Here is a 22,087-nt window from a genome sequence, read left to right as displayed (position 1 = left end):
CGGGCACCCGGCTCGGGCAGAGTGGGCGGAGCCGGGCGCGGTGCCCGCACGAGCGGACGGGGAGCCTGTGATCGACAAGAGGGTCGGATCGCTCGCCGAGGCGGTCGCCGACCTGCAGGACGGCGCCACGGTGCTCGTCGGCGGGTTCGGCAACTCCGGCATCCCGGTCGAGCTGTGCCACGCCGTCCTGGACCAGGGCGCCCGCGACCTCGTGCTGGTCACCAACAACGCCGGCAGCGGGGACAGCGACGTCGCCGCGCTGCTCCGCGAGCACCGGGTCCGCAAGATCATCTGCTCCTACCCGCGGACCAGCGGCTCGATCTGGTTCGAGGAGCGCTACCGGGCCGGCGAGATCGAGCTGGAGCTGGTCCCGCAGGGCACGCTCAGCGAGCGGATGCGCGCGGCCGGGGCCGGGCTGGGCGGCTTCTTCACCCCCGCCGGAGCGGACTCGCTGCTCGCGGAGGGCAAGGAGGTGCGGGTCATCAACGGCCGACGGCACGTGTTCGAGGAGCCGCTGCACGGGGACGTCGCCCTGATCAAGGCCCGCGCGGCCGACCGCTGGGGCAACCTCGTCTACTCCACGGCGGCGCGGAACTTCGGCCCGACGATGGCCACCGCGGCCACCACGACCGTCGTCCAGGTGCGCGAGCTGGTCGAGCTGGGCGACCTGGACCCCGAGTGCATCGTGACCCCCGGCATCTTCGTCGACCGGGTCGTGCAGGTGGAGGCACCGTGAGCAGCCCCCGGCTCGCCCTGACCGACATGGCCCGCCGCGTCGCGCGCGACATCCCGAGCGGCTCCTACGTCAACCTCGGCATCGGCATGCCCACGCTCGTCGGCGACGTCGTCTCGCCCGAGAAGGAGATCGTCTACCACTCGGAGAACGGCATCCTCGGGATGGGCCCCGCACCCGCCCCGGGCGAGGGCGACCCCGAGCTGATCAACGCCGGCAAGCAGCTGGTCACGCTGGTGCCCGGCGGCTCGTTCTTCCACCACACCGACTCGTTCATGATGATGCGCGGCGGCCACATCGACGTGACGGTGCTCGGCGCCTTCCAGGTCTCGGGGACGGGCGACCTCGCCAACTGGGCCACCGACGAGGTCGGCCACCCGCCCGCGGTGGGCGGCGCCATGGACCTCGCGGTCGGCGCGAAGCGGGTGCTGGTGCTCATGACGCACACGACCAAGGACGGATCGCCGAAGATCCTGCCCGCGTGCACCTACCCGCTCACCGCGGCCGGCGTCGTCGACCGCATCTACACCGAGCTCGCGGTCATCGACGTGACCGACGAGGGGCTGCTGGTCCGCGAGATCGTCGCCGGGCTGGGCCGCGAGGAGCTGCAGGCCCGCACCGGTGCCCGCCTCTCCTTCGCCGACGACGTCGTCGAGCTGCACCCCGGGGCGGTCTGAACCGGTGCACGGCCGGGTGGACGGCGGAGAAACTTCAAGCCCGTAGCGTTTCTGCCCGATCCGGTCCGGGCAGGACGCGATCATGCTCGCGGAGTGCACCGTCGTCGTGCCGACGATCGGGCGCGCCTCGCTCGATGCGCTCCTCGACGCGCTCGCGGCCGCTCCCGGCCCGCGACCCACGGAACTCGTCCTGGTCGACGACCGGCGCAGCGGCCCGCCGCTGACCCCCGAGCGCCCCGGGTTGCCGCCCGTGCGCGTGGTGCGCACCGGCGGCGGCGGACCCGCGCGGGCCCGCAACCTCGGCTGGCGCAGCGCCCGCACGCCGTGGATCGCCTTCCTCGACGACGACGTCGTCCCGGATCCCGACTGGTACGGGTGCCTGGCCGCGGACCTCGCCGGCCTGCCCGCGGACGTCGCCGGCAGCCAGGGCCGGGTGCGCGTGCCGCTGCCCGAGGACCGGCCGCCCACCGACTGGGAGCGCGGCACCGCCGGGCTGGCCGGCTCCAGCTGGATCACCGCCGACCTCGCCTACCGCCGGGCCGCGCTCGCGACGGTCGGCGGCTTCGACGAGCGCTTCCCCCGTGCCTTCCGGGAGGACTCCGACCTCGCGCTGCGGGTCATGGACACCGGCGCGCGGCTGGTGCGCGGCGAGCGCTGGATCACCCACCCGGTCCGGCCCACCGACCGCTGGACGAGCGTGCGCGTGCAGGCGGGCAACGCCGACGACGTCCTCATGCGGCGGCTGCACGGCCCCGACTGGCGGCAGCGGGCCGACGCCGCGCTCGGCCGGCGGCCGCAGCACACCGCGATCACCGCCGCCGCGGTGGCCGCGGTCGGCCTCGCGCTGGCGAAGCGGCCCGGTGCCGCCGCGCTGGCCGGCGCCGCCTGGCTCGCCGGGACGGCGGAGTTCGCCTGGGCCCGCATCGCGCCCGGCCCGCGCACCCGCGACGAGGTGGCCACGATGCTGGCCACCAGCGCCGCCATCCCCCCGCTGGCGACGTGGCACTGGCTGCGCGGGGTCGTGCAGCACCGGGGCGTGCAGCGCTGGAGGGGCCTGCCCGACCTCGTGCTCTTCGACCGCGACGGCACGCTGGTCCGCGACTACCCCTACAACGGCGACCCGGAGCTGGTGCGGCCCGTGCCCGGCGCCCGCGAGGCGCTGGACGCGCTGCGTGCCCGCGGCGTGCGGGTGGGGGTGGTCAGCAACCAGTCCGGCGTCGCCCGCGGGATCATCACCCGGGAGCAGGTCGACGCCTGCATGACCCGGCTCGAGGAGCTGCTCGGCCCCTTCGACACCCTCCAGGTCTGCCCGCACGGCCCCGAGGACGGCTGCGCCTGCCGCAAGCCCGCCCCCGGCATGGTCCGGACCGCCTGCGCCGAGCTCGGCGTCGACCCCGCCCGGTGCGTGGTCATCGGCGACATCGCCGCCGACGTCGACGCCGCGGCCGCCGCCGGCGCGACCGGGATCATGGTGCCGACGCCGGTCACCCGCGCCTCCGAGGTCACCGCCGCGGCGCACGTCGCACCGACCCTGACCGCCGCGGTCGACGCGGTGCTGGACGGCGAGTGGTGAGCGGCCGCACGGTGCTCGTCGCCCGGCTCGACAACGCCGGCGACGTGCTGCTGCAGGGCCCGCTCGTGCGGGCCGTCGCGCACGGCGCCGACCGGGTGGTGCTCCTCGCCGGCCCCGCCGGTGCCGCGGCCGCCGAGCTGCTGCCCGGCGTCGACGAGGTGTGGACCTGGTCCTGCCCGTGGATCCTCGGCGACCCGCCGCCGGTCGACGCCGCCGACCTGGCGGCACTCACCGAGCGGGTCCGCGCGCTCGCGCCGGACGAGGCGGTGGTCTCGACGTCGTTCCACCAGTCGCCGCTGCCCCTGGCGCTGCTGCTGCGCACCGCCGGCGTGCCACGCATCTCCGCGATCAGCGTCGACTACCCGGGGTCGCTGCTCGACGTCCGCCACTCCGTCGACGATGACCTGCCCGAGCCGGAGCGGGCGCTCTCCCTGGCCCGGGCGGCAGGCTTCGCGCTGCCGCCCGGCGACGACGGCCGGCTGGCCGTGCGCCGCCCGCTCCCGCCGGTGGCGCACGACCCGGGCTACGTGGTCGTGCACCCCGGGGCGTCGGTGCCCGCGCGCGCCTGGCCCGCGGACCGGTGCGCAGAGGCGGTCGAGGCGCTGGCCGACGCCGGCCACCGGGTGCTGGTCACCGGCGGCCCCGGCGAGCGCGAGCTCACCGCGGCGGTCGCCGGCACGCGCGGGGTCGACCTCGGTGGGGCGACGTCGCTCGGCGAGATGGCTGCGCTGCTCGACGGCGCGGCGGTGGTCGTCGTCGGCAACACCGGGCCGGCGCACCTGGCCGCCGCCGTCGGCACGCCGGTGGTGTCGCTGTTCGCGCCGGTGGTCCCGGCGGCGCGCTGGGCGCCCTACGGCGTCCCGACCGTGCTGCTCGGCGACCAGGCCGCACCCTGCGCCGGCACCCGGGCCCGCGAGTGCCCGGTGCCCGGCCACCCCTGCCTGACCTCCGTCACGGCGGCCGACGTCGTCGCCGCCGTCGAGAAGCTGGTGAGCGCATGAAGGTCCTGGTCTGGCACGTGCACGGCTCGTGGACGACGGCGTTCGTCGAGGGGCCGCACGAGTACCTCATCCCCGTCGTGGAGGGGCGCGGCCCGGACGGGCTGGGCCGCGCCCGCACCTGGGACTGGCCGGCGAGCGCCCGGGAGGTCACCCCGGAGCAGCTGCGCGCGGAGCCGCCGGACGTCGTCGTCCTGCAGCGGGTGCGCGACCTGGAGCTGGTGCGCGGGTGGCTGGGGCAGGAGCCCGGCCGCGACCTGCCCGCTGTCTTCCTGGAGCACAACGCCCCCGGGCTGGAGCCCCACGACGGCCCGGTCCCGCACACCCGCCACCCGATGGCCGACCGCGACGACGTCCCGATCGCCCACGTCACGCACTTCAACCGCCTCTTCTACGACAACGGCCGGGCGCCCACGACGGTGATCGAGCACGGCATCGTCGACCCCGGTGAGCGCTGGACCGGGGAGCTCGCCCGCGCCGCCGTCGTCACCAACGAGCCGGTGCGCCGCGGCCGCACCGTCGGCGCCGACCTGCTGCCGGGGCTGGCCGAGGCCGCGCCGTTCGACGTCTTCGGCATGGGGCTGACCGGCCTGCACGAGCGGTACGGCCTGGATCCCGCGCGGGTCGGCCTCTTCGACGACCCGCCGCAGGCGGCGATGCACGCCGAGCTGGCCCGCCGCCGCGTGTACGTGCACCCGGTGCGCTGGACCTCCCTCGGCCTCTCGCTGCTGGAGGCCATGCACCTGGGCATGCCGGTGGTCGCCCTGGCCACCACCGAGGTGGTCGAGGCGGTTCCGCCCGAGGCGGGCGTGATCTCCACCCGGCCCGAGCGGCTCTGGACCGCCGTCGGTGAGTTCCTGCACGACGAGGACGCCGCCCGGCTGGCCGGCAAGGCCGCCCGCGCGGCGGCCCTCGAGCGGTACGGCCTGGCCCGCTTCCTGCGCGACTGGGACGCACTCCTGGACGAGGTGACGCGATGAAGATCGATCTGGTCAGCGAGCACGCCAGCCCGCTCGCCGCCATCGGCGGGGTCGACGCCGGCGGGCAGAACGTGCACGTCGCCGCGCTGGCCGCCGGGCTCGCCCGCCGCGGGCACGACGTCACCGTGCACACCCGCCGGGACGACGCCTCGCTGCCCGAGCGGGTCGTGCTGCAGGACGGCTACGACGTGGTGCACGTGCCGGCCGGCCCGGCGCGGGAGCTGCCCAAGGACGACCTGCTGCGGCACATGCCCGAGTTCGCCGCGAACCTCCGCCGCACCTGGGCACAGCACCCACCGGACCTCGTGCACGCGCACTTCTGGATGAGCGGGCTGGCCTCGGTCGCCGCGGCCGGGTCGGTCCCGGTGCTGCAGACCTTCCACGCCCTCGGCTCGGTGAAGCGCCGGCACCAGGGCGACGCCGACACCTCGCCGCCGAACCGGATCGAGCTCGAGCGCTCGCTGTGCAGCAGCGTCGACCACGTCGTCGCCACCTGCACCGACGAGGTGTTCGAGCTGCGCCGGCTCGGGCTGACCACCGACCGGGTGTCGATCGTGCCGTGCGGCGTCGACACCGACGTCTTCACCCCCGACGGGCCGGTGGCCCCGCGCTCGGAGCGCAAGCGGCTGCTGGTGCTGGGCCGGCTGGTCGAGCGCAAGGGCCAGGACGACGCCGTGCGCGCGCTGCGGGCGGTCCCCGACGCCGAGCTGGTCGTCGTCGGCGGCCCCCCGACCGACGGCATCGACGCCGATCCCGAGGTGCGCCGGCTGCGCGCCGTCGCCGCCGAGGCGGGGGTGGCCGACCGGCTGGTCTTCGCCGGGTCGGTGGCCCGTGCCGACGTGCCGGCCTGGGTGCGCTCGGCCGACGTCGTCCTCGCCGTCCCCTGGTACGAGCCGTTCGGCATCACGCCGCTGGAGGCCATGGCGTGCGGCCGGCCTGTGGTCGCCACCGCCGTCGGCGGCCTGCAGGACAGCGTCGCGGACGGCGTCACCGGCGACCTGGTGCCACCGCGGGACCCGGACCGCCTGGGCGAGGTGCTCGCCGCCCTCCTCGCCGACGACGCCCGCCGCGCGGCCTACGGCCGGGCCGGGGTGGCGCGCGCCCGCGACCGCTACCGGTGGAGCCGCGTCGTGGCCGACACCGAAACCGTCTACCGGCAGGTGCGAACCGGCCGCCGTCTCGTGGAGATCGCCCGATGAGCGTCCAGCCGCACTCCTTCTTCGAGAACGTCGTCGCGCCGGAGCCGGTGCCCGACCCGGCGACGTGCACCCACCTCACCGGCGCCGACCACGTCGCCTCGCTGACCGCCGCGCTCGGCTCGCTGAACGGGCAGCTCGACGTGCTCGACGACTGGGGGCGGCTGCTGGCCGGGGTGCTCTGCGGCGACCAGCGCGGCCGGCTGCTCGCGGCCGGCAACGGGGGCAGCGCCGCGCAGGCCCAGCACCTGACCGCCGAGCTGGTCGGCCGCTACCGGGCCGACCGGCCGCCGTTCTCCGCCATCTGCCTGACCGCGGAGACCTCCTCGCTCACCGCGATCGCCAACGACTACCCCGCCGACGAGCTGTTCGCCCGGCAGGTCGAGGCGCACGGCCGCCCCGGTGACGTCCTGGTGCTGCTCTCCACCTCCGGTCGCTCGCCGAACGCCGTGGCCGCGGCGCGCCGCGCCCGCGAGTGCGGCATCACCACGCTGGCGATGACCGGGCCCGGGCCCAACCCCCTGGCCGCCGCGGCCGACGACGCCGTCTGCATCGACTCGCCGTGGACCGCGACCGTGCAGGAGTGCCACCTGGTCGCGCTGCACCTGGTGTGCGCCGCCTTCGACGCCGCGGTGCTCGCCGAGCCCTCCCGCGTGCCGTCGGGGCCGACGCTGGGGACGGCCCGATGAGCCGGCCGCTGGTGGTCGTCGGCGACGCGCTGCTCGACGTCGACCTGGTCGGCAGCGCCTCGCGGCTGACCCCGGACGCGCCCGTGCCGGTCGTCGAGGACGTCGACCGCCGAGAGCGGCCCGGTGGCGCCGCCCTGGCCGCGGTCATCGCCGCGGCCGCCACCTCGCGCGAGGTCGTGCTCGTGGCTCCCCTGGACTCCGACGACGGCGCCGACCGCTTGCGGACGCTGCTGGACGGCCGGGTGCGGCTGATCGCCATCCCCGCCGGCGGTGGGACCGCGGTCAAGCAGCGCATCCGCGTCGGCGACCACTCCGTCGCCCGGCTGGACAGCGGCGCCCCGGTGGCGACGCTCGGCCCGCTGCCCGGCGAGGCGGCCGAGGCGATCCGGGACGCCGCCGCGGTGCTCGTCGCCGACTACGGCCGCGGGACGACGGCGGCCGAGGACGTCCGGGCCGCGCTGGCCGGCGCCCGCGGGCCGGTGGTCTGGGACCCGCACCCCCGCGGCGCCGACCCCGTGCGCGGCGTCCGGCTGGTCACGCCCAACGGCGCCGAGGCCGCCCGCGTGGTGCCCGACGCGCCCGGCGACGGTCTGGCCGCGGTCGGTGCCCGGGCCGAGGCGCTGATCGAGCGCTGGGGCGTGGGCGCGGTCGCGGTGACCATGGGCGCCCGCGGCGCGCTGCTCTCCTACGGCCCGGGTGCGCCGATGGTCGTGCCGGCCGTCCCGGTGACCGGCGGCGACCCGTGCGGTGCCGGCGACTCCTTCGCCGCGGCCGCCGCCCTCGCGCTGGCCGACGGCGCGGTGACCGGGGAGGCCGTCGCCTCGGCGGTCGCGTTCGCGTCGGCGTTCGTGGGCCGCGGCGGGGCGACGGCGTGGGACTCGGCGCCCGAACCGCCCGAGGCCGCTGCGGAGCCGGGCGCGGAGGCGGTGATCGCCCGGGTGCGGGCCGCCGGCGGCACCGTGGTCGCCACCGGGGGCTGCTTCGACCTGCTGCACCCCGGGCACGTCGCCACGCTGCGGGCCGCCCGCGGGCTGGGTGACTGCCTGGTCGTCTGCATCAACTCCGACGACTCGGTGCGCCGGCTCAAGGGCCCCTCGCGGCCGCTGAACAGCGCGCCGGACCGGGCGCGGGTGCTCGAGGCGCTGGAGTTCGTCGACGCCGTCGTCGTGTTCGACGAGGACACCCCCTCGGCGGTGCTGCAGACGCTGCAGCCGGACGTGTGGGCCAAGGGCGGGGACTACGCCGGCGCCGACCTGCCCGAGGCCGCCGTGCTGCGCACCTGGGGCGGCCAGGCGGTCGTCCTGCCCTACCTGGACGGGCACTCGACCACCGCCCTGGTCGAGCGCTCCCAGGTGTGAGGACCGCCGTCGTCCTGCGGCCGCTCGGGCTGGGGGACCTGCTCACCGGCGTGCCCGCGATCCGCGCGGTGCGGACGGCCGTGCCCGGCCACCGGCTGGTCCTGGCGACGACGGCGGCGCTGGAGCCGCTCGCCCGGCTGATCGACGCCGTCGACGAGGTGCTGCCCGCCCGCGAGCTGGAGCCGCTGGACTGGTCCGGCCCGCCCCCGGAGCTCGCCGTCGACCTGCACGGCAAGGGCCCGGCCTCGCACGTGGTCGTCGCCGACCTCGCCCCGGAGCGGCTGCTCACCTTCGCCAGCCCCGGCTACCCGGGGCCGACCTGGTACCCCGACGAGCACGAGGTCCACCGCTGGTGCCGGCTGGTCAGCGAGGGGCTCGGCGTCGCGGCCGACCCCGACGCGCTCGACCTCGCCGTCCCGTCGGTGCCGCCGCCGGTGCGCGGCGCCGCCGTCGTCCACCCGGGTGCGGCCTTCCCCGGCCGGCGCTGGCCGCCCGACCGGTTCGCCGCCGTCGCCCGCCACCTCGCCGACGCCGGCTGCGACGTGCGGATCACCGGCGGCCCGGGCGAGGTGGAGCTGGCCCGCGCGGTCGCCGACGCCGCCGGGCTCGGGCCGGACGCGGTGCTGGCCGGCCGCACGACCTCGGTGGAGCTGGCCGCCGTGGTCGCGGCCGCCCGCGTCGTGGTCTGCGGTGACACCGGCGTGGCCCACCTGGCGACCGCCTACCGCCGTCCCTCGGTGGTGCTGTTCGGGCCCGTGTCGCCGGCGCTGTGGGGTCCGCCGCCGCGGGAGCAGCACGTCGTCCTCTGGCACGGCGACGGCACCGGCGACCCCTGGGGCACCGAGCTCGACCCCGCGCTGGCGCGGATCACCGTCGACGAGGTGCTCGTCGCCCTCGCCGCCCTCCCTGCTTCTCCGCGGTAGAGCAGGGCGCTTTTCCGCGGAAGAGCAGGGCGCTTTTCCGCGGAAGAGCAGGGGAAGGTCCGTCAGCCGCGCTGGCGGAGGGCGTCGAACAGCACCGTCTGCAGGTCGTTCTCGTCGACCGCGGAGTACGCGTCGCCGCCGGTCGCCTCGCCGATGCGCTCCAGGGCGCTGAGGTCGGCGTCCGGGCCGAGCGCGATGCCGATCACCTGCACCGGGCGGCCGGGGTCGGCCTCCGAGGCGAGGGTCTGCAGCAGCGCGTCCAGGCCGACGCTGCCCTCGTCCTCGTCCTGCCCGTCGGTGATGACGACGACGGTGTTCACCGCGGTCGGGTCGAAGTCGACCCGTGCCTTGCGCACGGCCGCCAGGGTCGTGTCGTACAGCCCGGTACCGCCCGGGGAGAGCCGGCTCGGGAAGGTGTCGGCCTGCTCCTGGAGGACGTCGCGCTGGGTGCGCCCGTCGACCTCGGTGTCCAGCGTCCGGGTCGGGACCAGCTCCTGCCAGTCCGTCCCGGGGGTCAGCTCGCGGGCGAACACCCACAGGCCGATCGCCGAGCGGCCAGGGATGAGCGCGAGCGCGCTCTTCGCGGCGTCCCGCGCGAGGGTGGCGCGGGTGCCGCCGTTGACCGGTGCCTCCATCGACGCCGAGACGTCGACGACGGCCAGCAGCCGGGAGGGGGCGGCGAGCGCGGCCAGCCGGGCGAAGAGCGCCTGCACCTCGGTCGGCTCCAGCTCGATGGTCGCCGGCGCCTCCTCGCGGATGCCGCTCTCCGGACCGGCCGCCGGGGGAGCGGCCCCGTCGGCGTCGCGGAACCCGGCCTCGGCGGCGGCGGTGCGCGCGTCCTCGGAGGTCAGCACGGCCACGACGGCGTCGACCGCGCGGCTCTGGTCGCCGGTCGGGGAACCGACGCGGGTCACGGGGTAGTCGAGCACCGGGGAGCCCTCGGAGGGGTAGACGGCGACGATGGACGAGGTGGCGTCCGCCGCGCGGGCCGCGTAGACGGCCTGCTCGGTCACCGGCACGAGGGGGGCCTCGGTGCTGTTCTGCCCGGCGGCCTCGAGCGCCCCGGAGGCGCCACCCGCGCCGCGGTCGGCGGCCAGCACCGCCTCGACGACGGCGGTGTCGCCCGTCTCGTCGTCGCCGACCGAGCTGCGCAGCGACGCGAGGGCGGCCAGCGCCTCGGCGCTCGCGGCGATGTCGGGCATCGCGACCGGCTGGTCGCCGGTCAGCGCGCCCGGCCACGACGGGGGCGTCTCGGCCCAGCCCTGCGCGTCGGCCACGGCGGTGCTGGTGGAGAGCACCACGGGGGAGGTCGCCATCGACGCCCCGGGCGAGATCTCGGCGTCGCCGGCGCGGGGGAACCACAGGGACGAGTCGGGGACCCACACGTCGGGCAGCGCGTCGCCGCCCAGGGCGCTGAGGTCACCGGCGGTCTGCAGCGGCGGCTGGGCGGTCACCTCCGCCGTCACGCAGCCGTCGGCGCCGAGCGCATCGGGATCGGAGAGCAGGCCTTCGGCCAGGTCGGTCAGCTCGGGCGCGACCGTCACGGCGACGGTCGAGCGCGTCGCGCACTCCTCGCCGTCGCTGCCGGCGGCCAGCCACCACACCAGGCCCCCGGCGAGGAGCACGATGACGGCGCCCGCCGCGATCAGGAGCGTGGGGAACTGGCGGCGGGTGGCAGTGGGATCAGCGTGTCGGCCCATGCTCGCTCTCTGTCATCGGCTCGAAGACGGGCGCGGCCCCCCGGCCCGCACCGGACAGCCTAGAGGGGACGGCGGCCCGGCCGCCCGGGCCGCCACCGACGTGCCGCTGACCTGGCGGTTCAGCCGGCGCGGGCCTCCCGGGCGGCGCGCTGCGCGGCGAACCAGTCGACGGTGCGGCGCAGACCGACGGCGGAGGGCACCTGCGGCCGCCAGTCGAGCAGCTGCTCGGCCCGGGTCGTGTCGGGACGCCGGACCTTCGGGTCGTCCACGGGCAGGTCGACGAACTCGACGGGCGAGTCCGAGCCGGTGAGCTCGACGACCCACTCGGCCAGCCGCAGCATCGACAGCTCGTCGGGGTTCCCGATGTTCACCGGGCCGGCGTGGCCCGAGAACGCCATCGCGAGGATGCCGGTGACGGTGTCGTCGACGTAGCAGATCGAGCGCGTCTGGGAGCCGTCGCCGGCCACCGTCAGCGGGCGGCCGGCCAGCGCCTGGCCGACGAAGGCCGGGATCGCGCGCCCGTCGTCGGCGCGCATCCGCGGGCCGTAGGTGTTGAAGATCCGGACGATGCCGGTGTCGGTGCCCTTGGCGGTCCGGTAGGCCGTGGTCAGCGCCTCGCTGAACCGCTTGGCCTCGTCGTAGACCCCACGCGGGCCGACCGGGTTGACGTTCCCCCAGTACTCCTCGGGCTGCGGGTGCACGAGCGGGTCGCCGTAGACCTCCGAGGTCGAGGCCAGCACGTAGCGGGCACCCTTCTCGTGGGCCAGGCCCAGCGTGTGCAGGGTGCCCAGGCTGCCGACCTTGAGCGTCTCGATGGGCATCTTCAGGTAGTCCAGCGGGCTCGCGGGCGAGGCGAAGTGCAGCACCAGGTCGACCGGGCCGGGCACGTGCACGAAGTCGGTAACGTCGCAGCGGACCAGCCGGAAGCCGGGGTGCTCCAGGAGGTGCGCGACGTTCTCCGGCGAGCCGGTGAGGAAGTTGTCCAGGCAGACCACCTCGACGCCGCGGTCGAGCAGCTGCTCGCACAGGTGCGAGCCGAGGAAGCCGGCGCCGCCGGTCACCACCGCCCGCCGGATGGTCCGCGCTGCCCGCACCGGCTGCCCCATGACTGCTCCCTCGCTCGCCCCGGGCGCACGCCTCCGGCGGTCCCGCACCGCGGCGTCGTACCCGCCTCCCGCCAGCACACACTTCGGCGTCGAAGTGTTCGCTGGTCGGGGGCCGTTCGGGTGAGCGGACCGCCGGCGACGATTCGGTCACAAGTCCGGGTGGTGCAGGCGGCTGCTCGTGGCTGTGGTCACAATGGGCGCACCGCACAGTGTTGGCCGTGACGGGTTGTGCTGTACGTCACGCCGGAGGAGGAGATCGAGTGCTGGCGTTCGACCCCGAGGTCTCGTCGTGTCTGGTCGACCTCGCCCCGCTGCTCCTCGGGCAGCTGGACGCCATGACCGATCGGGTGCTCGACGTGCTCGCGCGGACCGAGCCCGCCTACCGCGACTTCCTCGCCGGGACCGCGGGGTCCGAGGACGAGCTCCGGCGCACCACGCGGGACAACCTCGAGCACGGGCTCCTGGCCCTGGTCGGCGCCCCGGTGCCCGACCGGCCCTTCCTGCACGGCGCCCGGGAGACCGGCCGGCGGCGGGCCGAGCAGGGTGTCCCGCTCGAGGCGGTGCTGCGCGCCTACCGGCTCGGCGGGCAGGTCACCTGGGAGGCGCTGCTGGCGGTGTCCGCGCAGGCGGGCGGCCGGCACGACACCCTGCTGCTGCAGGTCGCCGGCACGATCTGGCGGGCCAACGACGTCGAGTGCGCCGCCCTCGCCGAGGGCTACCGCGAGGAGCAGCGCCGCCTCGCCGGCATCGGCGACGAGGAGCGCCGGCGAGTGCTCGACGGCCTGCTCGACGGCCGCGGGGCCGACCCGTCGTTCGTGCGCACTGCCGCCGACGTCCTTGCCATGCCGCTCGACGGCCGGCTCATGGCCGTCGTCGCGCTGTCCGCGGGCGACGAGGTCCCCGCGCTGGACGGCGTCGGGCCGGAGCTGCTCCGGCACGGGGTGCGCTCGGCGTGGGGCACCCGCTCCGGCGCGCAGGTCGGCGTCGTCGCGCTGGGCGCGGCCGGCGCCGCCGAGATCCGCGGCCGCCTGCAGGCCCTGACCACCGGCCCGGTCGGCGTCTCCGCCCCGGTCGACGGCGCGGCGGCGGTGGGCTCGGCCTACCGGCTGGCCGAGACCGCCGCCCGGACGCTGCCGCGCGGCACCCGCCGGGTGGTCACGATCGACGAGCGGCTGCCCGAGGCGTTGCTGAGCAACTCCCCGGAGATCAGCTCGCGGCTCGTGGGCCAGACGCTGGGCGAGCTGCTCGCGCTGCCGGAGGAGGAGCGCGAGGTGCTCCTGGACACGCTCACCGCGTTCCTCGCCTCCGACGGCTCGCCGACCCGTGCGGCCGACGAGCTGTACTGCCACCGCAACACGGTCATGCACCGGCTGCGGCGGATCGAGCAGGTCACCGGCCGCAAGGTCGCCGACCCCCGCGCCCGCCTGCAGTGGCAGCTGGCCCTGCTCGGCGCGCAGCAGGGCCGGCCGGCCCGGCGCTCGGCCTGAGCCGCTACTGGAGGTAGCTCTCCACCTGCGACTCCGGGCGGACCTGGGCCTCGTCGGGGTCCTCGTCGTACTGGCGCTTGGCCCGCCGTTGCCGCAGCAGGTCCCAGCACTGGTCGAGGTCGGCCTCGAGCTTGCTCATGCGGGAGCGCGTCTCGTCGGTGTGCTCGGCGCTGTCGCGGAGCGTGTGCTCCTCCTCGACCAGCGCGTGGATGCGGCTGAGGATGTCGGTCTCGTCCATGCCCCGAGCGGTGCCCGCACGCGGCGGCACGAAACGGTCAGCCCGGCTGTGCCGTTCGGCCCGGCTCCGCGCCCCGGTCCGCTCCTCGCTCGTCCCTCGCTGCGATGCTCCCGGAGCTGTCGCCGGGCGTCGGCACCCAGCCCTCGACGAACGCCGCCAGCCGCCGGGTGACCGCGCCGCCGGACCGGCCCAGCGCCAGCAGTGCGGCCCGCTCCAGGGGAACCCGGACGGTGCGCCGGGCGTCCTCCCGGCCGACGGCGGCGTGCCCAGCGGCGACCAGGTCGGGCCACGGGCGCTCCAGCTGCGCGCGCACCCGGTCCAGCGCCGCGCCGGTCGGCCCGGCGTTGCCCTCGACCATCGCCGTGACGAAGGCCGGGTCGCTGCCGATGACCCGCGTGCCCGAGCGGAAGCTGCCGGCGGCCAGCGCGAGCGCGAGCGGCCCGGCCTCCGCGGCGGCCGCGGCGAGGGCGGCGGCGAGCAGGTGCGGCACGTGGCTGATCGCCGCGACGGCGTCGTCGTGCTCGGCGGCCGTGACGGGGACGACCTCGGCGCCGGCTGCGAGCGCGACCTCCGCGACCCGCAGCCAGCGCGGCAGCTCGGTGTCCGGCTCCAGGCAGAGCGCCCAGCGGGCCCCGGCGAACAGCGACGGGTCGGTGGCGGCGTGCCCCGACCGCTCGGTCCCGGCCATCGGGTGCCCGCCGACGAACCGCGTGCCCAGCGCCGGCGCGAGCGCGCGCAGGACGGGGACCTTGACCGACCCGAGGTCGGTGACCGTCGCGTCGGGGGCGACGGTCAGCCCGTCCAGCGCCGTCGCCATCGCCGGCAGCGGGACGGCCAGGACGACGACGCCCTCCAGCTCCCGGGTGATCGTGACGCCGCGCGCCGCGGCGGCCTCGCGGGCGGCGGGGTCGACGTCCCAGCCCGCGACCGGCCGCCCGGCAGCGACCAGCGCCGCGGCCAGCGAGCCGCCGAGCTGCCCCAGCCCGACGACGGCGACAGGCGGCGCGGGCAGGGTCGGCACCGGGAACGACGGCGTCGCACCGGCAGCGGGGGACCCGGCGTTCTCGGCATCGGCCATGATCAGAGGCTATGACCCCCGAGCCGCACGAATCCGCGACACCCGACGGGCCGGCCAGCTTCGCGGTGCGGGTGTCGCGGGCGGGCGCGCGGTGGCGGGTGGAGCTGCTGGCGGGCGACGCCGGTGACGAGCTGCCGGTGCTCGAACGGGCGCTCGGCCGGTTCGACGCGAGCGCCTGGCCGCCCCCGTTCGTCGTGGTGGTCGACTCCCGGCTGTACTTCCTGGTGCTGCGGCACGGGCCCGGCGGCATGGTCCGGGCGCTGATCTCCGACGCGACGATGCTCGAATGGGTGCTCGCCGCCGAGGTGGTGGAGCGGTACGGGATCGGCGTCGACACCGACGGCGCCTTCGACGACGACGAGAGCGGCTGGCCGGGTGGGGACATGGACGTCTTCGCCGACGACGGCCTGCCCGCCGAGGAGCTGAGGACGATCGTGACAGCCGACGACCTGTGGGCCGACGAGATGGTGCAGCGGATCGCCGCCCGCCTCGGGTTCGCCGACGAGCTCGCCGCGGCGGTGACCGCATGAGCGGCACCGTGACGGCGGTCGTCTTCGACCTCGGCGGGGTGATCACCGAGAGCCCGATGACCGCGTTCGCCGCCTACGAGCGCGAGATCGGCGTGCCCGACGGCCTCATCCGGCAGCTGAACTCGACCGACCCCGACACCAACGCGTGGGCGCGCTTCGAGCGCAACGAGCTCGACGTCGCCGGCTTCTCGGCCGCGTTCGAGGCCGAGGCCGCGGCGCTCGGCCACCGGCTGGACGCCGGCCGGGTGCTCGAGGCGCTGCGGGGTGAGGTGCGGCCGGCCATGGTCGAGGCCATCCGCCGGCTCAAGGCGGCCGGCCTGCCGCTGGGGATGGTGTCGAACAACGTCTCCCCGATGGAGCGCGGCGGCCGGATGGACGACGTCCTCGATCTGTTCGACGTCATCGTGGAGTCGTCGGTCGAGGGCGTGCGCAAGCCCGAGCCGGAGATCTACCGGCGCGCGCTGGAGCGGTTGTCCGGGGCCGTCGGCCGGCGCATCGAGGCGACCGACTGCGCCTACCTCGACGACCTGGGCATCAACCTCAAGCCGGCACGGGCGCTGGGCTTCTCGACGATCAAGGTGGTCGACCCGGCCGTCGCGATCGCGGAGCTGGAGGCGCTGGTCGGCTTCCCGCTGGGCGACGCCGCGCCGTGAGCACGTCGTGACCGACGTCGACGCCGCGATGGGCCGGGCGCTGGAGCTCGCGGCCGCGGCGCAGGAGTGGGGCGACACCCCGATCGGCGCCGTCGTCCTCGGGCCGGACGGCGCGGTGCTCGCCGAGGCGGCCAACGAGCGGGAGAAGCGCGGCGACCCCACCGCGCACGCCGAGGTGCTGGCGCTGCGGTCGGCCGCGGAGGTGCACGGGGACGGCTGGCGGCTGACCGGCTGCACGCTGGTGGTCACCCTCGAGCCGTGCACGATGTGCGCCGGTGCGAGCGTGCTCTCGCGGGTCGACCGGGTGGTCTACGGCGCCGACGACCCGAAGGCCGGGGCGGCGGGCTCGCTGTGGGACGTCGTCCGGGACCGGCGGCTCAACCACCGCCCCGAGGTCACGGCGGGCGTCCGGGCCGAGGAGTCGGCCACGCTGCTACGTGCGTTCTTCCGCGCTCAGCGGGGCCTGTAGTCTCTTCGGCGGTGGCGTGTCCGAGCGGCCGAAGGAGCACGCCTCGAAAGCGTGTGAGGTGCAAGCCTCCGTGGGTTCAAATCCCACCGCCACCGCAGATCGACGGCGGCGTCCCCTCCCGGGGGCGCCGCCGTCGTCGTTCGCGGGCTACCGCGCCTCGTCCCGGTCGAGCAGCAGCCGGCCGTCCTCGCCGGTCTCGAACCGCAGCTCGTGCGACTCGGTCTCGGTGGTGCCGTCGGGGCGCACGTAGGTGATGTCGGCGGTGGCGCGGTCGTCGCCCTGGGCCCGGACGTTGCTCACCCGGACGTCGGTGAAGTCGTCCCAGAAGCCCGAGAAGCGGCTCAGCGGGAACTCCGCCTGGAACGAGGGGCTGGTGAGCTGGTGTGCCGCGGCGAGGTCGCCGGGGACGAGCGCGAAGAAGGCGTTCACCGCGCTGACCGGGTCGTCGGCCGGGGCCGTGACCTCCTCGGGCGGGGGCGTCGGCCGGGGCGTCGTCGGCCCGCTGCCGGTGCCCGTGCCGGTATCGCTCGGCTGGTCAGCCGTGGTGTCGTCGGCCGGCGGGTCCGTCGACGGCGGCGCCGACGACGTCGGTGCGTCGGACGCCTCGGCCTCGGCGCTGCTGCCGTCGGGGTCGTCCCGGCCGAGCGCCCAGAAGCCGACCAGCGCGGCGAGCGCCACGAGGACGAGCGCGGCGGCCAGCCACGCCCCGCGCTTCCGGCCGGACCGCCGTGGCGCGGGCACCACCCGCGGCGGTGGCGTCGTCGACGCCGGGGGCCGGACCGGGGGAGCGGGGGAGGGTGCGGCTGCGGCCACCGGCGGCACCGGTGCGGCCGCCCGCGGCGGGGGGTCCGCGGGCAGCACCGCGGTGTTCGACGGCGAGCGCAGGTCGGTCCGGGCCAGCAGCACGGTGGTGGTGTCACCGCTGCGGCCCGCGGCCAGCTTCGCCAGCTCGTCGCGGACCTGGACCATCGTCGGCCGGTCGGCCGGGTCGGCCGACAGCATCCGCATCAGGGGCGCGGTGAGCGAGCCGGCCCGCTGCGGCGGCACGACGGCCCCGCCGGCCACCTTGTGCAGCATCGCCAGCGCGTTCTCCTCCATGCCGAAGGGCGGCTGTCCCTCGAGGCAGGTGTAGAGCGTCGCGCCGAGGGAGAAGACGTCGCTCGCCTCGCCCATCTCGGCGCCCTGGGCGACCTCGGGGGCCAGGAAGGCCGGCGTCCCGGTGATCTGCCCGGTCTGGGTCAGCGTGACGTCGCCGTGGGCGTGCGAGATGCCGAAGTCGGTGATCTTGACCAGGCCCTCGATCCGCTCACCCCGGCCGATCAGCACGTTCGCGGGCTTCACGTCCCGGTGCACGATGCCGGCGGCGTGCGTGGCGGCCAGGGCGTCGGCCACCTGCGCGCCGATCTGGGCCACCTGGTCCACCCGCAGCAGCCCGTCGGCGGTCACCACCTCGGCCAGGCTGCGCGAGGGCAGGTACTCCATCACCAGCCACGGCGTCCCGCCCTCCTGCGCGACGTCGTAGACCGAGATGGCGTGCGGGTGGCTCAGCCGCGCGGCGATGCGGCCCTCGCGCAGGGCGCGCTGGCGCTGCTGCTCGGCGAGCGTCTCGTCGGTCGCCGAGACGAGGACCTGCTTGACCGCGACCTGCCGGCCGAGGAGCTCGTCGCGCGCCAACCAGACGGCGCCCATGCCGCCGCCGCCGATCTGCGACTGCAACCGGTAGCGCCCGGCGACCAGGCGTCCGGGATCGGTGAGGGGTCGGGACACAGGAGGCCGGCGGGTCAGGCGCCCGAGGGCTCCCCGTACCGGCGCACGTACTCCTCCCGCGCGCCTTCGGGCAGGGCGTCGAAGAGCTCGCCGAGCTCGGTGTGCACCGCGGGGTCGAGGTCGTCGAAGATCTGCGCCCACGTGGGGGGCTCGTCGTAGCTGCGGGTGACCAGCAGCTCCCAGGCCTGGGACTGGCGGTCCCGCTTGGCGCGGTCGGCCACGAAGTCCGACAGGTAGGAGTCCTTGGCGGCCGCCTTCTCCGCATCGGTGGCGCCCTCGGGCAGCGCCGCGGCGTCCCCGCCCTTGAGGACGCCGACGATCGCTTCGACCACGTCCGGCCGCACCTGCGTGTCCTCGGCCATGTCCGCCTCCTCCTCCGGTCGCCCCGCGGGCGCGTCGGCTACGTATCCGCACGGGCATGCCCGCGGGTCGGGGCACTCAACCACCTCGACCCGGCGCACGTCACCGAGAGCCGTGCCCGGAGCGCCGAGGGCGCCCGGTAGCATCGGGTCCGCACGTGGAGGATTCGCCTAGTGGCCTATGGCGCTCGCTTGGAAAGCGGGTTGGGGGCAACCCCTCGGGAGTTCGAATCTCCCATCCTCCGCAGCACCGGGCCCGCCCCGTCCACCCGGACGCGGCGGGCCCGCCTCGTCCCGGGTCGCGCGGCGCGGTGCTCTACAGTGGAGCCCGACCCCTCGTGCGGCGTCACCCTGTGAACCTCCCCAGGGCCGGAAGGCAGCAAGGATAAGCGGGCTCTGGCGGGTGCGCGGGGGGTCCTCTTCTTCCCCGGTCGCCGCGGACGCGTGACCTGCTTCACAGCCTCCTGACAGGTTCGTGCGCTTCGATGCATGAACCGTCAAGCAGAGGAGTGGCCATGCGCCGGCGCACCTGGTGGATCCTCGGGGGCGGCCTCGCCCTCGTCGTGCTGGCCCTCGTGGCCGGGCCGCTGATCTACGCGGCGCTGGACGAGGACGCGCCGCCCGCCCCGACGGTGCAGGCGCAGCCCGAGGATGCGCAGCTCTCGGCGGAGACCGCGGGCACCTGGACGGTCGCGCCCGGCTCGAGCGCCGGGTACCGCGTCGACGAGGTGCTCAACGGCGTCGACAACACCGTCGCCGGCACCACCGACCAGGTCAGCGGCTCCGTCGTGGTCGACGAGAGCGGGGCGCTCGCGTCCGCCGAGGTCGTCGTCGACATCGCCAGCGTGGCCACCGACAACGGGCGCCGCGACGGCTACTTCCGCGACAACGTCATGGACGTCGGGCAGTTCCCCACCGCCACCTTCGCCGTCACCGGGCCGGTCGACCTGCCCGAGCTCACCGGGACGCCGGTGACCATCCCGGTGACCGGTGAGCTGACGGTCAAGGGGACGACGCGCGAGGTGACGGCCGAGCTCTCCGCCGTCCGCACGCCGGAGGGGGTCGACGTCTCGGGATCGGTCCCGGTGACCTTCGCCGACCACGGCGTCGACCCGCCGAACCTGGGCTTCGTCCGCGTCGAGGACACGGGCGCCGTCGAGTTCCTGCTGCGCCTGACCCGCTGACGCCCGCGCCGACCTCCGCAGCACCCGGCGACGTGCCCGGAGCGTCGGAGGGGCTGGGTAACCTCGCCCCGTGGCCCTGGCTCTGTACCGGAAGTACCGCCCGGCGACCTTCGCCGAGGTGGTGGGCCAGGAGCACGTGACCGCCCCGCTGGTGAACGCCGTGGACGGCGGCCGGATCAACCACGCCTACCTCTTCAGCGGCCCGCGCGGCTGCGGCAAGACCTCCTCGGCGCGGATCCTGGCCCGCTCGCTGAACTGCGCGCAGGGCCCGACGTCCACGCCGTGCGGGGTCTGCGAGTCCTGCGTGGCGCTCGCCCCCGACGGTCCCGGCTCGCTCGACGTCATCGAGATCGACGCGGCCAGCCACGGTGGTGTCGACGACGCCCGCGACCTGCGCGAGCGGGCGTTCTTCGCGCCGGTCAGCAGCCGCTACAAGGTCTACATCGTCGACGAGGCGCACATGGTGACCACGCAGGGCTTCAACGCCCTGCTCAAGGTGGTCGAGGAGCCGCCGGAGTTCCTGGTCTTCGTCTTCGCGACGACGGAGCCGGACAAGGTCCTGCCCACCATCCGCTCGCGCACCCACCACTACCCGTTCCGGCTCGTCCCGCCGACGACGCTGCGCGGGCTGCTGGAGAAGACCTGCCAGGCCGAGGGCGTCGCCGTCGAGCCGACGGTGTTCCCGCTCGTCGTGCGCGCCGGTGGCGGCTCGGTCCGCGACTCGCTGTCGATCCTCGACCAGCTGCTCGCCGGTGCCGGGCCCGAGGGCGTCACCTACCGGAGCGCGGTGGGCCTGTTGGGGGTCACCGACGACGCGCTGCTCGACGAGACGATCGACGCGCTGGCCGCGCACGACGCGGCGGGGGTGTTCCGCGCCGTCGACCGCGTGGTCGAGGCCGGGCACGACCCGCGGCGCTTCGCCACGGACCTGCTCGACCGGCTGCGCGACCTGATCGTGCTCGACGCGGTGCCCGACGCCGGGGGCAACGGCCTGCTCGACTCGCCGACCGACCGGCTGGACCTGATGAGCCAGCAGGCGCAGGCCCTGGGCTCGGCCACCCTGTCGCGGATGGCCGACACCGTGCACGAAGGCCTGACCGAGATGCGGGGGACGACGGCGCCCCGGCTGCTGCTCGAGCTCGTCTGCGCCCGCATGATGCTGCCGGGCACCGACGGCTCGGCCGTGGCCACGCTGCAGCGGCTCGAGCGCCTCGAGCGGCGGATGTCGATCGCCGGCGAGCACGCCGGCCGGCCGCAGGCCGCCGAGCCCGCCCGTGCCGCCGAGGCCCGGCCGGCGCCGGTGCGTGAGCAGGCCCCCGACCGCGAGCCGGCCCGGACCGCCGCGCCCGAGCCGGCCCGCCCGGCGCGGGCCGACGAGACCCCGGCCGCGCCGTCCGCGGCCGCCCCCTCCCCGGCGGCGGCCGCGGCCAAGGAGTACGTCCGTCCCTCCCAGCGGAGGACCGCGCCCGCACCGGCGCCCGTGCCGGCCGCGCCGGCGGCCGCCGCTCCGGCCGCGGACGACTGGCCGGAGACCGTGCGGCCCGGTTCCGGCTCCCGGTCCGGTGCGGCCGCGGCGAGCGCGCCCGCGCCCACCCCGCCGAGCGCGCCCGCCGCGCCGCCGACGCCGCCGACCCGGGACCTGCGGGTGGCCACCGGCGAGCCGGACATCCCGCTGCCTCCCGAGCCCACCGACGACGAGGACTGGCCGCACCCGGCGCAGCCGGCGGCCCAGCGCGCCGCCGCCGCCCGGGTGGAGGAGCCGCGGCCGCCGGCCGAGCCCCGCCCGGCGGCCGAGTCCTCGCCCGTCCCGCGGGGCGGGGAGCCGTCGCCGGTCGTCTCGGCCAACCCGCCGGAGGCCGCGGACACGCTCAACACCAGCGACGTCCGCCGCGTGTGGCCCGAGCTGCTCAAGGTGGTCCGCGGGCACAAGCGGACCACCGAGGCGCTGCTCAAGAGCGCGCAGGTGCACGACCTGGCCGGCGACGTCCTCACGCTGGCCGCGACCTCGCCGGCGCTGGCCAAGATGCTGGGCGACGACCTGAACAAGGACGTCATCCGCACGTCGCTGCAGGAGCTGCTCGGTGTGCGCTGGCGGGTCCAGGTCGTCGTCGAGGGCGCCTCGGTGCCCGGCCCGACGGTGAGCCGGGAGGACGCCCGCGAGGCGGCCCGCGCCGCGGAGGCGGCCGAGGCCCGCGAGCTGATGGCCGAGCGCGCCGCCGAGGCCTCCCGGCCCGAGGCCGAGCGGGAGCCCGCCGTCGACCCGGAGCAGGCCGCGCTGCAGCTGCTCAAGGCGCAGCTCGGTGCGCAACCCATCGACGGCTGAGCCCCACCCGTCCCGCGCGTGCGCGGCCGGCCGGTGGCGGTCGTACCCGCGGCCTACTCTCGGGGC

General features: G+C 76.4%; 21 protein-coding genes, 2 tRNA genes and 1 other RNA gene. 18 read left to right on the top strand and 6 right to left on the bottom strand.

The genetic code is table 11. From position 1 onward, the window contains the following. Positions 1-67: 67 nt before the first annotated feature. The 9 genes from ACI79H_RS03125 (at position 68) to ACI79H_RS03085 (ending at position 9,127) form a co-directional block, all read left to right on the top strand. Complete coding sequence (locus ACI79H_RS03125) at positions 68-736, top strand: 3-oxoacid CoA-transferase subunit A (RefSeq protein WP_456552905.1); 669 nt, start codon at positions 68-70, stop codon at positions 734-736. Beyond that, complete coding sequence (locus ACI79H_RS03120; protein WP_456552904.1) at positions 733-1,410, top strand: 3-oxoacid CoA-transferase subunit B; 678 nt, start codon at positions 733-735, stop codon at positions 1,408-1,410. The genes ACI79H_RS03125 and ACI79H_RS03120 overlap by 4 nt, the downstream gene beginning before the upstream one ends. A gap of 82 nt (positions 1,411-1,492) precedes the next feature. Then, on the top strand, positions 1,493-2,983 hold the full coding sequence (locus ACI79H_RS03115) for an HAD-IIIA family hydrolase (protein WP_456552903.1): 1,491 nt from the start codon (positions 1,493-1,495) through the stop codon (positions 2,981-2,983). Continuing rightward, positions 2,980-3,984 carry a glycosyltransferase family 9 protein gene (locus tag ACI79H_RS03110; RefSeq protein WP_456552902.1) on the top strand — a complete coding sequence of 335 codons (1,005 nt, stop codon included), beginning with the start codon at positions 2,980-2,982 and terminating at the stop codon, positions 3,982-3,984. Before ACI79H_RS03115 ends, ACI79H_RS03110 begins: the two co-directional genes overlap by 4 nt. After that, the gene (locus ACI79H_RS03105) at positions 3,981-4,961 is read left to right on the top strand and encodes a glycosyltransferase (RefSeq protein ID WP_456552901.1); all 981 of its coding nucleotides are present in this window, start codon (positions 3,981-3,983) and stop codon (positions 4,959-4,961) included. The genes ACI79H_RS03110 and ACI79H_RS03105 overlap by 4 nt, the downstream gene beginning before the upstream one ends. After that, entirely contained in the window at positions 4,958-6,160 is a 1,203-nt protein-coding gene (locus ACI79H_RS03100) for a glycosyltransferase (protein WP_456552900.1), read from the top strand. The genes ACI79H_RS03105 and ACI79H_RS03100 overlap by 4 nt, the downstream gene beginning before the upstream one ends. After that, positions 6,157-6,846 carry a D-sedoheptulose-7-phosphate isomerase gene (locus ACI79H_RS03095; protein WP_456552899.1) on the top strand — a complete coding sequence of 230 codons (690 nt, stop codon included), beginning with the start codon at positions 6,157-6,159 and terminating at the stop codon, positions 6,844-6,846. The genes ACI79H_RS03100 and ACI79H_RS03095 overlap by 4 nt, the downstream gene beginning before the upstream one ends. Next, positions 6,843-8,204 (top strand): D-glycero-beta-D-manno-heptose 1-phosphate adenylyltransferase, encoded by a 1,362-nt coding sequence (gene rfaE2, locus ACI79H_RS03090; protein ID WP_456552898.1) that lies wholly within the window; start codon positions 6,843-6,845, stop codon positions 8,202-8,204. Before ACI79H_RS03095 ends, rfaE2 begins: the two co-directional genes overlap by 4 nt. Continuing rightward, entirely contained in the window at positions 8,201-9,127 is a 927-nt protein-coding gene (locus ACI79H_RS03085) for a glycosyltransferase family 9 protein (RefSeq protein WP_456552897.1), read from the top strand. Before rfaE2 ends, ACI79H_RS03085 begins: the two co-directional genes overlap by 4 nt. A 62-nt stretch (positions 9,128-9,189) precedes the next feature. Here ACI79H_RS03085 and ACI79H_RS03080 read toward each other — a convergent pair whose 3' ends face one another. Together ACI79H_RS03080 and ACI79H_RS03075 are read right to left on the bottom strand one after the other, a co-directional pair. Beyond that, entirely contained in the window at positions 9,190-10,827 is a 1,638-nt protein-coding gene (locus ACI79H_RS03080) for a VWA domain-containing protein (RefSeq protein ID WP_456552896.1), read from the bottom strand. Positions 10,828-10,946: 119 nt separating this feature from the next. Further along, complete coding sequence (locus ACI79H_RS03075) at positions 10,947-11,933, bottom strand: UDP-glucuronic acid decarboxylase family protein (RefSeq protein WP_456552895.1); 987 nt, start codon at positions 11,931-11,933, stop codon at positions 10,947-10,949. 260 nt (positions 11,934-12,193) lie between these two features. Between ACI79H_RS03075 and ACI79H_RS03070 the strand changes: the two genes are divergently transcribed. Continuing rightward, the gene (locus tag ACI79H_RS03070) at positions 12,194-13,420 is read left to right on the top strand and encodes a PucR family transcriptional regulator (protein WP_456552894.1); all 1,227 of its coding nucleotides are present in this window, start codon (positions 12,194-12,196) and stop codon (positions 13,418-13,420) included. Between the two features lie 4 nt (positions 13,421-13,424). Here ACI79H_RS03070 and ACI79H_RS03065 read toward each other — a convergent pair whose 3' ends face one another. Further along, positions 13,425-13,658, bottom strand: coding sequence for a DUF2630 family protein (locus tag ACI79H_RS03065; protein ID WP_456552893.1), 234 nt, complete (start codon positions 13,656-13,658; stop codon positions 13,425-13,427). A gap of 37 nt (positions 13,659-13,695) precedes the next feature. Beyond that, the gene (locus tag ACI79H_RS03060; protein ID WP_456552892.1) at positions 13,696-14,736 is read right to left on the bottom strand and encodes a prephenate dehydrogenase; all 1,041 of its coding nucleotides are present in this window, start codon (positions 14,734-14,736) and stop codon (positions 13,696-13,698) included. A gap of 11 nt (positions 14,737-14,747) precedes the next feature. Here ACI79H_RS03060 and ACI79H_RS03055 point away from each other — a divergent pair, with 11 nt between their 5' ends. The 4 genes from ACI79H_RS03055 to ACI79H_RS03040 all read left to right on the top strand — a co-directional run bounded on the left by ACI79H_RS03055 (position 14,748) and on the right by ACI79H_RS03040 (position 16,483). Continuing rightward, on the top strand, positions 14,748-15,266 hold the full coding sequence (locus ACI79H_RS03055; protein ID WP_456552891.1) for a tRNA adenosine deaminase-associated protein: 519 nt from the start codon (positions 14,748-14,750) through the stop codon (positions 15,264-15,266). After that, complete coding sequence (locus tag ACI79H_RS03050; RefSeq protein ID WP_456552890.1) at positions 15,263-15,919, top strand: HAD-IA family hydrolase; 657 nt, start codon at positions 15,263-15,265, stop codon at positions 15,917-15,919. The genes ACI79H_RS03055 and ACI79H_RS03050 overlap by 4 nt, the downstream gene beginning before the upstream one ends. 7 nt (positions 15,920-15,926) lie before the next feature. Next, positions 15,927-16,388: a tRNA adenosine(34) deaminase TadA gene (gene tadA, locus ACI79H_RS03045; RefSeq protein ID WP_456552889.1), complete on the top strand. Its 462-nt coding sequence runs from the start codon at positions 15,927-15,929 to the stop codon at positions 16,386-16,388. Positions 16,389-16,398: 10 nt separating this feature from the next. After that, positions 16,399-16,483 (top strand) — tRNA-Ser (locus ACI79H_RS03040). A gap of 52 nt (positions 16,484-16,535) precedes the next feature. Here the strand turns inward: ACI79H_RS03040 and ACI79H_RS03035 are convergent. Next, positions 16,536-18,155 carry a serine/threonine-protein kinase gene (locus ACI79H_RS03035; protein WP_456552888.1) on the bottom strand — a complete coding sequence of 540 codons (1,620 nt, stop codon included), beginning with the start codon at positions 18,153-18,155 and terminating at the stop codon, positions 16,536-16,538. A gap of 14 nt (positions 18,156-18,169) precedes the next feature. Next, positions 18,170-18,517 (bottom strand): hypothetical protein, encoded by a 348-nt coding sequence (locus ACI79H_RS03030; RefSeq protein ID WP_456552887.1) that lies wholly within the window; start codon positions 18,515-18,517, stop codon positions 18,170-18,172. Between the two features lie 157 nt (positions 18,518-18,674). On the opposite strand from ACI79H_RS03030, the gene ACI79H_RS03025 reads away from it, so the two are divergent. From ACI79H_RS03025 to ACI79H_RS03010, 4 genes are all read left to right on the top strand, one after another. After that, positions 18,675-18,759, top strand: a tRNA-Ser gene (locus ACI79H_RS03025). A gap of 82 nt (positions 18,760-18,841) precedes the next feature. Then, positions 18,842-18,937, top strand: an RNA gene (gene ffs, locus ACI79H_RS03020) — signal recognition particle sRNA small type. Between the two features lie 92 nt (positions 18,938-19,029). Continuing rightward, positions 19,030-19,698: a YceI family protein gene (locus tag ACI79H_RS03015; protein ID WP_456552886.1), complete on the top strand. Its 669-nt coding sequence runs from the start codon at positions 19,030-19,032 to the stop codon at positions 19,696-19,698. 70 nt (positions 19,699-19,768) lie between these two features. Next, positions 19,769-22,021, top strand: coding sequence for a DNA polymerase III subunit gamma and tau (locus ACI79H_RS03010; RefSeq protein WP_456552885.1), 2,253 nt, complete (start codon positions 19,769-19,771; stop codon positions 22,019-22,021). Positions 22,022-22,087: the final 66 nt, after the last annotated feature.

The organism is Blastococcus sp. SYSU D01042, assembly GCF_054050515.1.
This window is presented reverse-complemented; position numbering and strand designations above follow the sequence as displayed.

Bases quoted from the DNA above. Each gene is read 5' to 3' on its own strand.
- ACI79H_RS03030 (WP_456552887.1), bottom strand. From the start codon at position 18,517: ATGGCCGAGGACACGCAGGTGCGGCCGGACGTGGTCGAAGCGATCGTC.
- ACI79H_RS03115 (WP_456552903.1), top strand. From the start codon at position 1,493: ATGCTCGCGGAGTGCACCGTCGTCGTGCCGACGATCGGGCGCGCCTCG.
- ACI79H_RS03075 (WP_456552895.1), bottom strand. From the start codon at position 11,933: ATGGGGCAGCCGGTGCGGGCAGCGCGGACCATCCGGCGGGCGGTGGTG.
- ACI79H_RS03095 (WP_456552899.1), top strand. From the start codon at position 6,157: ATGAGCGTCCAGCCGCACTCCTTCTTCGAGAACGTCGTCGCGCCGGAG.
- ACI79H_RS03105 (WP_456552901.1), top strand. From the start codon at position 3,981: ATGAAGGTCCTGGTCTGGCACGTGCACGGCTCGTGGACGACGGCGTTC.
- ACI79H_RS03065 (WP_456552893.1), bottom strand. From the start codon at position 13,658: ATGGACGAGACCGACATCCTCAGCCGCATCCACGCGCTGGTCGAGGAG.
- ACI79H_RS03060 (WP_456552892.1), bottom strand. From the start codon at position 14,736: ATGGCCGATGCCGAGAACGCCGGGTCCCCCGCTGCCGGTGCGACGCCG.
- ACI79H_RS03050 (WP_456552890.1), top strand. From the start codon at position 15,263: ATGAGCGGCACCGTGACGGCGGTCGTCTTCGACCTCGGCGGGGTGATC.
- ACI79H_RS03100 (WP_456552900.1), top strand. From the start codon at position 4,958: ATGAAGATCGATCTGGTCAGCGAGCACGCCAGCCCGCTCGCCGCCATC.
- rfaE2 (WP_456552898.1), top strand. From the start codon at position 6,843: ATGAGCCGGCCGCTGGTGGTCGTCGGCGACGCGCTGCTCGACGTCGAC.
- ACI79H_RS03080 (WP_456552896.1), bottom strand. From the start codon at position 10,827: ATGGGCCGACACGCTGATCCCACTGCCACCCGCCGCCAGTTCCCCACG.
- ACI79H_RS03055 (WP_456552891.1), top strand. From the start codon at position 14,748: ATGACCCCCGAGCCGCACGAATCCGCGACACCCGACGGGCCGGCCAGC.
- ACI79H_RS03015 (WP_456552886.1), top strand. From the start codon at position 19,030: ATGCGCCGGCGCACCTGGTGGATCCTCGGGGGCGGCCTCGCCCTCGTC.